This is a genomic window from Flavobacterium psychrotrophum (assembly GCF_003403075.1).
Taxonomy (GTDB): Bacteria; Bacteroidota; Bacteroidia; order Flavobacteriales; family Flavobacteriaceae; genus Flavobacterium; species Flavobacterium psychrotrophum.
The window spans coordinates 2,921,331-2,933,232 of sequence record NZ_CP031557.1; the positions used below are offsets into that span (position 1 = coordinate 2,921,331).

At 41.6% G+C, this 11,902-nt stretch carries 13 protein-coding genes and 1 riboswitch; of the genes, 9 read left to right on the top strand and 4 right to left on the bottom strand.

The genetic code is table 11. The features are described 5' to 3' along the window. Nucleotides 1-5: 5 nt before the first annotated feature. Nucleotides 6-1,832: a TonB-dependent receptor plug domain-containing protein gene (locus tag DYH63_RS12615; protein ID WP_116789146.1), complete on the bottom strand. Its 1,827-nt coding sequence runs from the start codon at nt 1,830-1,832 to the stop codon at nt 6-8. A 30-nt stretch (nt 1,833-1,862) separates the two neighbouring features. Next, nucleotides 1,863-2,069, bottom strand: a riboswitch (cobalamin riboswitch). A gap of 55 nt (nt 2,070-2,124) precedes the next feature. On the opposite strand from DYH63_RS12615, the gene DYH63_RS12620 reads away from it, so the two are divergent. Genes DYH63_RS12620 through DYH63_RS12630 form a run of 3 tightly spaced genes read left to right on the top strand, consistent with a single transcriptional unit; the run spans nt 2,125 to nt 5,086 of the window. Continuing rightward, entirely contained in the window at nt 2,125-3,261 is a 1,137-nt protein-coding gene (locus DYH63_RS12620) for an ABC transporter substrate-binding protein (protein ID WP_116789147.1), read from the top strand. A gap of 5 nt (nt 3,262-3,266) precedes the next feature. Beyond that, complete coding sequence (locus tag DYH63_RS12625; protein WP_240408987.1) at nt 3,267-4,298, top strand: iron chelate uptake ABC transporter family permease subunit; 1,032 nt, start codon at nt 3,267-3,269, stop codon at nt 4,296-4,298. Next, entirely contained in the window at nt 4,298-5,086 is a 789-nt protein-coding gene (locus DYH63_RS12630) for an ABC transporter ATP-binding protein (protein ID WP_116789149.1), read from the top strand. The genes DYH63_RS12625 and DYH63_RS12630 overlap by 1 nt, the downstream gene beginning before the upstream one ends. Here the strand turns inward: DYH63_RS12630 and DYH63_RS12635 are convergent, their stop codons facing one another. Beyond that, a complete protein-coding gene (locus tag DYH63_RS12635) occupies nt 5,087-5,851 on the bottom strand; it encodes a LuxR C-terminal-related transcriptional regulator (RefSeq protein ID WP_116789150.1) in 765 nt (254 codons plus the stop codon). Between the two features lie 168 nt (nt 5,852-6,019). On the opposite strand from DYH63_RS12635, the gene DYH63_RS12640 reads away from it, so the two are divergent. The 6 genes from DYH63_RS12640 to DYH63_RS21325 all read left to right on the top strand — a co-directional run bounded on the left by DYH63_RS12640 (nt 6,020) and on the right by DYH63_RS21325 (nt 9,588). Beyond that, complete coding sequence (locus DYH63_RS12640; protein ID WP_116789151.1) at nt 6,020-6,280, top strand: hypothetical protein; 261 nt, start codon at nt 6,020-6,022, stop codon at nt 6,278-6,280. Nucleotides 6,281-6,283: 3 nt separating this feature from the next. After that, nucleotides 6,284-6,793, top strand: coding sequence for a hypothetical protein (locus tag DYH63_RS12645; protein ID WP_116789152.1), 510 nt, complete (start codon nt 6,284-6,286; stop codon nt 6,791-6,793). A gap of 7 nt (nt 6,794-6,800) precedes the next feature. Then, nucleotides 6,801-7,211: a hypothetical protein gene (locus DYH63_RS12650; RefSeq protein ID WP_116789153.1), complete on the top strand. Its 411-nt coding sequence runs from the start codon at nt 6,801-6,803 to the stop codon at nt 7,209-7,211. A gap of 139 nt (nt 7,212-7,350) precedes the next feature. Further along, nucleotides 7,351-8,028: a response regulator transcription factor gene (locus DYH63_RS12655; RefSeq protein ID WP_116789154.1), complete on the top strand. Its 678-nt coding sequence runs from the start codon at nt 7,351-7,353 to the stop codon at nt 8,026-8,028. A 1-nt stretch (nt 8,029) separates the two neighbouring features. After that, complete coding sequence (locus tag DYH63_RS12660) at nt 8,030-9,322, top strand: sensor histidine kinase (protein WP_116789155.1); 1,293 nt, start codon at nt 8,030-8,032, stop codon at nt 9,320-9,322. Nucleotides 9,323-9,420: 98 nt separating this feature from the next. After that, entirely contained in the window at nt 9,421-9,588 is a 168-nt protein-coding gene (locus DYH63_RS21325) for a hypothetical protein (protein ID WP_162927019.1), read from the top strand. A gap of 99 nt (nt 9,589-9,687) precedes the next feature. On the opposite strand, the gene DYH63_RS12665 is transcribed toward DYH63_RS21325, so the two are convergent. Together DYH63_RS12665 and guaA are read right to left on the bottom strand one after the other, a co-directional pair. After that, complete coding sequence (locus tag DYH63_RS12665; protein WP_116789156.1) at nt 9,688-10,065, bottom strand: LysM peptidoglycan-binding domain-containing protein; 378 nt, start codon at nt 10,063-10,065, stop codon at nt 9,688-9,690. 288 nt (nt 10,066-10,353) lie between these two features. Then, a complete protein-coding gene (gene guaA, locus DYH63_RS12670) occupies nt 10,354-11,883 on the bottom strand; it encodes a glutamine-hydrolyzing GMP synthase (RefSeq protein WP_116789157.1) in 1,530 nt (509 codons plus the stop codon). Nucleotides 11,884-11,902 lie beyond the last annotated feature (19 nt).

Here is an 11,902-nt window from a genome sequence, read left to right on the forward strand (position 1 = left end):
GTATATTAAAATTTAAAATTAAGATATGCATTGTAATTGCGCCCCGGCATTGGCCTTACGGCAACATTCATATATTCGGCATTATAAAGATTGTTTACCTGAAAGCCAAGGCTAAGCCCGCCAGCTACATTAAAGGTATACTCTGCCCCTGCACCAGATACATTGTAGGCATCAATACCAGAACTGGTATCTGTGGTATAAAATACCTCTCCGGTAAATAAATGCCTGTAATAAGCCGAAAATCTTTTAACGGCATACGCCAATGTTGCAGTTGCCCTGTTTTTAGGCACATACATCATTTGGTTTTTGTTACCATCCTTTTGAGAAATGGTATAGGCATAGTTAGCATTCAGGCTAAAGGTGTGTTGCCCAAATTTTTTATCCCAGCTAAAAACCGCCTCGCCGCCATAGCTTTTAGCTTTATCAACATTTTCCGGCCTCCAGATACCGCCCACTCCCGGAACCCAGCGCAGCATATCGGTAAGGCGGATGTAATACCCTGTAAGGCTCAGCATGGCTGTACCTTTAGTAAACACATTACCTACCTCTGCCTGGTAAGAACTTTCAGGCTTTAAGTTCGGGTTGCCCGATCCTTCCCAGTACAGATCGTTAAACGTAGGTGCACGAAAGTTTCGTGAGCCGTTTACCTTTACCGCATAGAAGTCGCTTACCTTTACCCTGGCTCCTGCCGAAAAAAGTAACGGACTGCTATAAGCATTACCGCTTTCTTTCCGCAAGCCGGCTTCATACTGTAATACTTCTGTAATGCTATGCTTAAGCAATAGTGCACCCGATGCTGTGTTGCGGATGTTTCTTTTAATGTCGCTACCCTCGCCATCATTATGAGTAAGGTCGGCAATGGCATTTAGTTTAAGGTTTGGGGTAAAATCATAGGTTGCATCATATCGGGCTATCATGCTTTTTACTCGGCCTGTAGTATAATTTTCATTAGTATAATTTTCATAATACTTGTAATGCTCTTCAAGGTAAGCAGCCTTAAGCCTACCTGTAAATTTGCCGTATAGCGCCGTCCATTCTACCAGGTTTCGGGTATTTGTATCATCATACATACTGCTTGATGGCGCTGCCAGCGTACCACTAAAATGGCGCTGCCCGTCAAACAGGTAGCTATAAAAGCGCAGTATGTGCTTATCTGTTAGTTTATAGCCAAGAGCCGCATTAAGGCTGGTATTATGGTATTGGCCATTGGTATTATAAACATCGTAACCGGGATATTTATAATCGTTATCGCTCTTATTATGACTTACAGAGGCATTTACACTAAAGCGTTCGCTGCCTGCCATAACCTTATAATTAGCGCCCATTGTGGCAAAACTGCCATAATCGGTGCGCACTTCATTTACAAAACGGTTTGTAAAAACCAATGAGTTATCAAGGTGGATGCTGCCCCCTATAGCACTACTGCCATAAATAACGCTACCCCCGCCTGCACGTACAGATACTTCGTTAAAATCGCGGGCGTTTAATGTATTAAAATCGGTTTGCCCGTTGAGTTGCGAATTGATGTTAATACCATTCCACACCACTGCGGTTTGCTGTGCCGATGTACCCCGAAACGACGGCGACGATACCATGCCGGGGCCGTTTTCTTTAAAATATACCAGTGAATTGTTTACCAATAATGAAGTAAGCGAAGCCCCGCTCCTGCCAATAATGGAGTCGCTGAGCTTTTGTACAGACTGCGTTTTCGAAAAATCGCGCAGCTGCGTATCAGACACTATTACTTCAGTAAGGGTAATGGTGTCCTGCTGTGCGCTTGCAACAACACACATGAACAGGAATACAAAGACGAAAAGATTTTTATTTGCCATAGCTGGAGCCTTTTTTCCCGAAGGCCGAACAATTTAATTTTACTGTAGGCAGGTCTCCTGGCTTGCGTACTGTTGTTTACCTTCCCGCCCTTAAAAGCAGTGGTGTGCAGATAACAACAGCCTTCCGCCCGTGGCGGAATAAGCTTACAGTTGCGGGAACAGCCCAGGCATATACCTGATTCCCTTTTAATGCGTTATGCGCTTTTGCGCAAAGCAACCTAAAGATGGGTGCAAAGATAAAGGTTTTGTTGCGCAATTTAATTCATAACTTTGCGGCAGCTGAATATTTTTTATGAAGAAAATACTTTCCCTGCTTTTTGTTGCACTATTAGCAATAACAGCCTGTAAGAACACCACCGATGCCCCTGTAGCTACAGTACAGGCAACAACCAACGCTATTAAGCACGCTAAAGGATTGCAACTTTATAAATATAAAGGCTTTAGCCTTGTAAAAGTTACACAACCGTGGCCCAATGCTAAAGAAAGTTATACTTATGTAATGCTGCAAAAAGGCGCCACCCTGCCCGATAGCCTTAAGCAATATACAGTAGTTAACGTACCCATTAAAAGCGCCGTGGTTACCAGTACTACACACATACCGTCGCTGGAGATTTTAGGGGTAGAAAACACGCTGGTGGGCTTTCCCGGTACGCAGTATATTTCGTCTGAAAAAACGCGTGCACTTATTGATAGCGGTAAGGTGAAGGAAGCCGGTGCCAACGAAAGCCTGAATACCGAAATTATTATTGACCTTAACCCTGATGCCGTAGTAGCTTTTGGGATAAACAGTACCAACAAAACCCTGAACAGCCTTGAACAGGCGGGGCTTAAAGTACTGTATAACGGCGACTGGACAGAGCAGACACCACTGGGTAAAGCCGAATGGATAAAGTTTTTTGGCGCCCTTTACGGGATGGATGATAAAGCCGATGAAATTTTCTCTAAAATTGAAAAAGACTACCACGATGCGCAGAAACTGGCGCAAAACATAAAAGAAAAACCAACCGTTATGGGCGGCGCTATGCTTAACGACCAGTGGCTGCTACCGGAAGGAAACAGCTGGGCCGCACTGTTCTTAAAAGATGCAGGCGCAAATTACCTTTGGGCAGACAGTAAAGGTACAGGCAGCCTTAGCCTCTCGTTTGAAACCGTGCTGGAAAAGGCGCAAAACGCTGATTACTGGATAGGCCCAAGCCAGTACACATCGCTTAAACAGATGATGGAAGCGAATCCTCATTATGCAGAATTTAAAGCGTTTAAAAACAAAAAAGTATATTCGTTTAGTACCAAAACCGGCAAAACAGGCGGGCTTATATATTATGAGCTTGCCCCAAACCGCCCTGACCTGGTGCTTAAAGACCTGGTATATATTTTTCACCCTGAATTATTACCGGGCTATAAGCTGCAATTCTTCGAACAATTACAATAATATACGTGCCCAACCAACGCCGAAATAGTATTCTTTTTACTTGCCTGGGTATCGCCCTGGTAATGCTGTTTTTGGCAAATATCAGCCTCGGTGCAGTAAAAATTCCGCTTACAGATGTGGTTAATGCACTAACCGGCAACCATGCTTCAAAACCCGCATGGGACTATATTATTCTATCCTATCGCCTGCCAAAGGCTATTGTAGCCGTGCTTGCAGGCATGGCATTATCTGTAGGTGGCCTGCTAATGCAAACACTTTTCCGCAACCCTCTTGCCGGACCCGATGTATTGGGTCTTAGCAGTGGTGCCAGCCTGGGTGTTGCTTTTGTAATACTTGGTGCAGGGCTTTTACCCGGAGCTTTAGGCATCTTTTTAATGTCGGGTTATGGTGTGGTACTGGCATCGGTAGCCGGTAGCTTTGCCGTGCTGCTATTAGTACTGGCTGTTGCCCAACGCCTGCGCGATACTATGGGAATATTGATTACAGGCATAATGTTTGGCAGCTTTACAGGAGCAATAGTAAGTGTACTAACTTACTTTAGTACTGCTGAACAGTTACAAAAATATACTTTTTGGGCATTAGGTAGCTTAGGCAACCTGCCACAGCAATCTATTATCATATTAACAATAGTTACAATTATTGGGCTGGTTTTAGCCATAAGCTGTATAAAACCGTTAGATGCGCTTTTACTGGGCGAGCGCTATGCAGCCAGTATGGGCATTAACCTTAAACGCACACGCTTTATTATTATAATAGCCGCCAGCCTGCTTACGGGTTGTGTTACCGCTTTTGCAGGACCTATAGCCTTTGTAGGTTTGGTAGTGCCACACCTTGCACGCTTGTTACTAAAGGCTGGGAGCCACAGGATATTGTTTTGGGGAACGTTATTTATTGGCGGTATATTGATGTTGTTTTGCGATATGTGTACGCAGCTACCCGGTACTGCTGCCGTTTTACCTATAAACGGTATCACATCTATAGTGGGTGCGCCTGTGGTAATTAGCTTGTTATTAAAAAAACGTAACCGCACGTATTAATGGATACAAGAACCAAAATACTAACAGCAAACAATATAAGCATAGGCTACGGTAGCAAACAGCAAACCGTTGTTGCCGATAACATTACTATTACGCTTAAAGCAGGTTCACTCGTAGCATTGATTGGTGCCAATGGTATCGGTAAAAGTACACTGTTACGCACCCTGAGCGGATTGCAAAAACCGCTTTCAGGCAATGTGTCCCTTAACGAAAAAGACTTATACAGCTATTCCCCACATCAACTCGCTCAACAATTATCGTTAGTGCTTACAGAGGGGCTTCCGCCGGGCAACCTGAGCGTTTTTGAACTTGTGGCACTGGGCAGGCAGCCCTATACCAACTGGCTTGGCACGTTATCTGACGAAGACATTTCAAAAACGAATGAAGCCCTTACCCTAACCAACACGCAATATCTTGCCCATAAAAAACATTTTGAAATAAGCGATGGGCAACTTCAAAATGTATTGATAGCGCGTGCGCTGGCGCAGGACACTCCCCTAATAATTTTAGACGAGCCTACTACCCACTTAGATCTGCCACATAAGGTAAATTTATTGCGCCTGCTCAAAAAATTGGCTACAGATGAGGGTAAGTGCATTCTTTTTTCTACCCATGACCTCGAACTTGCATTACAAATGGCAGATGAGCTACTTGTGATGAAAAAGGGTAGTCTTATACAAGGCAGTCCGTCCACACTTATTGACAACAATCAAATGAATATGGTATTTGATGATCCGTCTATCGTTTTTGACAAAACTACAGGACGTTTTATTGCGCAGGACTTTTAGTTAGATCCAACCCTCTTTAAGCGCAGTCATAACCAGTTCGGCAGCGCTACCTGTTGCGGTTTTGCCCAGCATATTTTTGCGGTGCGTGGTTACCGTTTGTGTACTTATATTAAGCTGGGCACTAATCTCAGGCGATTTGTATCCCTGTGCCATATAAGCCAGTATTTCTTTTTCGCGGCGGGTAAGTATTTCCCTTGCCGGTGTATATACCTTTTTTGCAGCCACATCATGATATGATGGTTCTCCTTCCAGCCCTATAAACGACAACTGAGGTGCACCATCGGGCTTAAGGTAAGTAATATCAGTATGCACCCCCATAGTGCGCAGTACGGCTCCATCATCATCACTTTGTATGGTTATTACCTGTTGTAATAATCTTATGTAATTACCGTGTTTTGTTTGTATGCGGTAGTCATACCTTACTTTATATTTTAGTACCTGTTCTGCCCTCAGCTTATTAAAAAAATCAGTAACCTCATTTTCAAAATTAAGAAAGTGTGGCAAATCATCAGGGTGAATCTTAGAGATGAGCAGCTCAACGTTAAATTCATCCGGGGCATAGCCTAAAACATTCCTGATTTTTTCATCGGCATATTCTATTTCTCCAGATACACAGTTAAATATATAATGGTAGTAATTGCCCACCTGAAAAATGTTCATGAATCTTTTATGCAGTTCGGCCTGAACCGGTAAATCCAGATCCTCTGTAGTACGGGATATCCGATGCCAAATTTTCCGGGCTTCGTCATACGGTATAATGTCCATAATGTAAGGTGGTTGTTTGTTGTGTAAAGTTAAATCATAAAATCTTTAGAAGTATCTCAATTAATAGAGATTTTAATTAAATTTTGGCTACCTACTTAACATAAGATAAACACAGTGTGATATTTATAATGGTTAACTTTACTAAATAACCTATTAAATACTACTATCATGAGCAATCAGTTTACAGTAAAATATCCCGGAGACAAATCAGAATTACTGAATAAAATAAGGAGCACCGTGGGCTCTAAAGGCACCCTTAACGGCAACGAACAAAAGGGTAGTTTTGAAGGCAGTACCCCTGTGGGCAGCTTTGAAGGCTCTTACATAATAGCCGGAGACGACATTACCGTTACCATAGATAAAAAGCCCTTTTTGGTTTCTAATGGCCGCATACAGGAAGAATTTGAAAAAGCGCTTAAAAAAGCCTAAACCATGAAAGCAATCTTACTACTATGCTTTCTAAGCTTCGGCTTAAGCAGGGCACAGCCACCTCAGTTAGAACTTACTTCGAGAGGTTTTGAACCCGTTACGGTAACCATACCCACTGTTACGGCAGAAAAGTTTGTTGAGCTTAGCAAGGCATGGGTTACAACCCTTAAGCGGCGTAACCTGGAGTATGATATCAGTAACGTTAGTAATAACAGCCTTACCATAAGCGGTATGAAAACTAATGCCTTTTTCTATCGTGATCGGGGTGAAACGCACCAGCATAAAGTTAAGTTGGTCATGAAGATAGATTTTACACAAACATCATACACGCTTACACTTAGCGTGCCCGAAATCTATACCGATAATGATGTGCTGCTTAAATATACGCTGCCCAATTATTTTGATGAAAATGGCAAACTAAAGGAAGGATATAATGAACTTCAAAAGTCGCTTGAAACCACAGTGAACGACATTGCTCTTAATTACTACAATTTTATAATTAACTATAAATAAAAAGACTATGACATCAGGAACCGATGATACCAAAGACCTTGGCGATAAAAAGATAAACAATCAGGAAAAGGAAGCCCACGTAAACGAGGGCTTTAGCGGAGAAAATCTCCCTAAGAATTACGACCCTTCTAAAGATAAGCTGGATACTGAAATTGAAAAAAAGAAAGACGGCACCACCGTTACACAACAACGTGCCAGAGACACTGACGAAAAGAAAGCCCCTGCGGTAAACAGCCTTTCGGGCAAAACGGAAGAAAATGGCGTTGAAGTGAATAAAAGCCGCGGAACTTCTACAGAAAAAGAAGAAATAGAAACAGTAGAAAACAGGGATTTTAATTCGGATACGGAGAAAGACCGATATGATAAAAACGATACCGAAAGTAAAACCGTACGTGGCAATACACACTTTGGCGAATAATAATACAGCTATGTTAGAGGTACCATTTTTACGATATATCGTAAAAATGGTACCTCTTGCTATTCCTAAATGTTTCCAGATTTAAGGTATAACTTGCTGCGTTAATTGGTATATTTGATATCCGCTAAGAAATTCCAGTATGAAAATACTTATTGTAGAAGACGAACCCGGCCTGCGGGAAGTTATAAAAGAATCGCTCGAAAAAGAAAAGTATATTGTAGAAACGGCTCATGACTGTGTTTCCGGTATCGATAAAATAGGCAGCTATGATTATGATTGTGTGCTTATAGACATTATGTTGCCCGGAGGCAGCGGCCTAGCCCTTGTAAAGGAACTCAAGGAACTGCAAAAGAAAGAAGCTGTTATCATTATCTCGGCTAAAGACTCTGTAGATGATAAGGTTACCAGCCTTGACCTTGGTGCTGACGATTACCTGGCAAAACCTTTTCACCTTGCAGAGCTCCATGCCCGTATTAAATCGGCCATACGCAGAAAAAGCCATAATGGCGATACGTTTATAACACTGGGTAACATTCGCCTCTCGCCAGAACAGCGCAGTGTTGTAATTGATGGATCTGAACTTATACTGAACCGTAAGGAATTTGACCTGCTGTATTACTTTATGATAAACCCTAACCGCCTGGTAAGCAAAACCGCGCTGGCAGAATCTGTGTGGGGCGATTACATTGACCAGGCAGATAATCTTGACTTTGTGTACTCTCAAATAAAAAACCTTCGCAAAAAACTAAAAGATGCAAGTGCAGAGGCTGATATACAGGCTGTATATGGCATGGGCTATAAAATGACGGCACTATAATATGAATAAGGAAAAAAAAGGCATATCACTACAAAATTATACGCTGCGCTATTTATTAATTGGCCTGCTGGCCATAATAGCTGTATGGGCAGCACTTTTTTATGCTGTTATACTTGATGAAGTATACGATAATATAGACGATGGCCTTAAAAACTCTAAAATACTTATTGTGCGCGAAACCTATGCACATCCGGAGTTGCTGGAAACCCCGGATTTTGGTATCAACCAGTATAAGATCGAACCATTGGTTAAAGGTACTTATGACTTTTCAGACAAGTTTACCAGCACCTTTGAGTTTATGGAATATGATGATGATGATGAGCCGGTACGCCTTTTAGAAACCATATTTAATGATCGTAACGGCAATCCGCATAAACTTACCATCCGGGCCAGTATGGTAGAGGAAGATGAATTGCTTGAAGATTTGCTTACAGCACTTATTGCCTTATACATTATGCTTGTAGTAAGTATAGCCATAATCAACCGGATTATCCTGAAAAGAGCATGGCAGCCTTTTTACACTACACTGGGCAAGCTTAAATTGTATCAGCCCGGTACAGGTAAAACCTTTGAAACGCCCGACTCTAAAGTAACCGAATTTAAAACCCTGAGTCGCGAACTGCAAGAGTTGTTGCAACGTAACGAAGCAACTTATGCCAGCCAGAAACAATTTATAGAGAATGCGAGCCACGAACTGCAAACCCCTATTGCTATAAGCCTTAATAAACTGGAACTTTTTGCAGAAAACAACATCCTCCCTGACGAACAGATGGCCGAACTGGGTAAAATTAGCGATACCCTACAGCGATTAGTAAGGCTAAATAAATCGTTGTTGATGCTTTCTAAAATTGAAAACAGGCAATACACAGCAACCGAAAATGTAAACTTTAATGACCTGGCCGTGCAGATTGCAGAAGATTTTGAAGACCTGCTGGAATACAGAAAATTAAGTCTGGAAATACATCAGGACGGGGTACTTAATTTTAGCATGAATAAAGGTTTGGCACTTGCTTTAATTATCAACCTGCTAAAAAATGCCATAGTACACAACCATACTGCTGGGAGTATTACAATAACACTTACTAATACAGCTCTGTCTATACGAAACACAGGGAGTAGCAAACCCTTAGATACTGACCTGATATTTAAACGTTTTTATAGAGATTCATCTAACGAACAGTCTACCGGGCTCGGGCTTTCGCTGGTACAGTCTGTAACACAGCTATATCACATTAAAACAACCTATACATTTAGCGGCCAGCATGAGTTTTTACTCATATTCCCTGCGGTATAAACCATTACTTAATTTTTACCCAATTAATTTATTTTTAAGAAAAATCTGTTAAATAGCAGCTAACTTTATTGTATTCAATAACCTAAATACAAAAAATCATGCAAAACAGAATACTAAAACTTGGGGCATTTGCCATGCTGCTATCATTACTTACAGGCTGCGAGGCAATAGGAGATATATTTAAAGCCGGTATGGGATTCGGTATTTTTTTAGTAATTGCCGTTGTTGTGCTTGTTATATGGCTTATAAGTAAATTCAGGAAATAATTCTTTACAATACTTTTAATTGCACAAATGCTATAAATACAAAAAGAGGCTGCCCATTACGGACAGCCTCTTTCACCTATAATTAAATCGGTTGTTTGATTAATCTTTAGGTACATCTGCCGTTGCGGAACTGCCTGAAACATACAGCGGCCCTTCGGGCTGGCTAATGCTCCTGTCTTTTTTTTGTTTAGGGCGTCCGTAGGCACGGTGCATTGGTATATTAATATTACTGTTTGCAACTATACCCTCGGTAGCAGTTGGGTTGTATTCATAAATATCCTTAGGCTTTACCTTATACTTTTTGGCAATCATCATAATCGTTTCGCCCTGTGTTACCTTATGCCCTACAAGTTCTTCATTTTCCTTTGGTGCATCAGTAACGGCTGTTTCATCTTCACTCGTACTTACTTCCTGTGCCTGTACTGTACCTATGTACAGAAATGCGCACATTACTAAAAAGAGATATTCCTTCTTCATATTACAGCGGTTTTGATTTATGTTTAGGTTTTGTTAAAAATAAGAACTAATTAAATGTAAATCAAGCGCATGGGTAAATTAATAACAGTTTTATAAAATAGACGGCATGAGATGCAAATCATTGATAAAATCGCCGATAATCGCATTATCGCACCTCAAAAGCTGCATATTTTTTATATTTTTTAACTAACCATTAAATTTAGTTTATGAATTATAACTTTTTAAAAACAAATATTTTCTTACGCACATAAAAAAACCACGCCTTGTAGCGTGGTTTTTTTCATTTTGTTATTCCCATTCTATGGTTGCAGGCGGTTTAGAGCTGATGTCATACACCACGCGGTTTACGCCTTTTACTTTATTTATAATCTCATTACTTACCTTCATTAGGAATTCATAAGGCAGGTGTACCCAGTCTGCAGTCATACCATCGGTACTTTCTACAGCACGCAGGGCAACAACTTTTTCATACGTGCGCTCATCGCCCATAACGCCCACACTGTTTACAGGTAGCAATATGGCGCCGGCCTGCCAAACTTTGTCATACAGGCCATGATCTTTAAGCCCTTGTATAAATACATGGTCTACTTCTTGTAGCAAACGCACTTTCTCTGGCGTAATGTCGCCAAGTATACGGATTGATAATCCCGGACCCGGGAATGGGTGACGGCCTAACAGCTCCGGATCTATACCAAGCGTTGCCCCTACACGGCGCACCTCATCTTTAAATAACATACGAAGCGGCTCTACAACCTGAAGTTTCATAAAATCAGGAAGCCCGCCCACGTTGTGGTGCGACTTTATAGTAGCAGACGGCCCTTTTACAGAAACCGACTCTATAACGTCAGGATATATAGTACCTTGAGCCAGCCACTTAACATCGGTAAGCAGGTGTGCCTCGTCATCAAATACTTCAATAAATACGCGGCCTATGGTTTTACGTTTTGTTTCAGGATCATCAATACCGGCAAGCTGAGAAAGGAACCTGTCTGAAGCGTCAACGCCTTTTACATTAAGTCCCATATCTTTATACTGATCCAGTACGCTTTCAAATTCATTTTTGCGAAGCAAACCATTATTTACAAAAATGCAGTACAGGTTATCCCCTATGGCTTTGTTTAGCAATACTGCCGCAACAGTAGAGTCTACCCCGCCGCTAAGGCCAAGCACTACTTTATCATTGCCTATCTTAGTTTTTAACTCTTCAACTATTTCCTCTACAAAACTATTTGGTGTAAAGTTTTGAGGTACCTCAGCTATCTTTACCAAAAAGTTTTCCAGCATTAGTTTTCCTTCCGTACTGTGGTATACTTCAGGATGGTACTGTATGGCATAAGTAGTTTCTCCCTCTATGCGGTAAGCCGCATTTTCTACATCTTTAGTGCTTGCAAGCACCACTCCGCCCTCAGGCAGTTTTTTAATGGTATCGCTATGGCTCATCCATACCTGGCTGTGTGCAGAAACACCTTCCAGGAATGCCTCACCTTCTTTAATATAAGAAAGGTTAGCACGGCCATACTCGCGAATGTTACTTGGCGCTACCTCTCCTCCATTAAAATGGGCAAGGTATTGTGCACCGTAGCATACTGCAAGTAACGGTAGTTTACCACGAATGTTAGAAAGATCAGGATGCGGGGCATCTTCGGCACGAACCGAAAACGGACTGCCTGAAAGTATAACCGCCTTGTAAGACGACAAATCTGACGGTGGATTATTATAAGGGAAAATTTCGCAGAAGATATTTAACTCGCGAACCCTGCGCGCAATAAGCTGTGTGTATTGCGAGCCGAAATCTAAAATAAGTACGTTGTGTTGCATGGGCAAAAATAACCCAAAT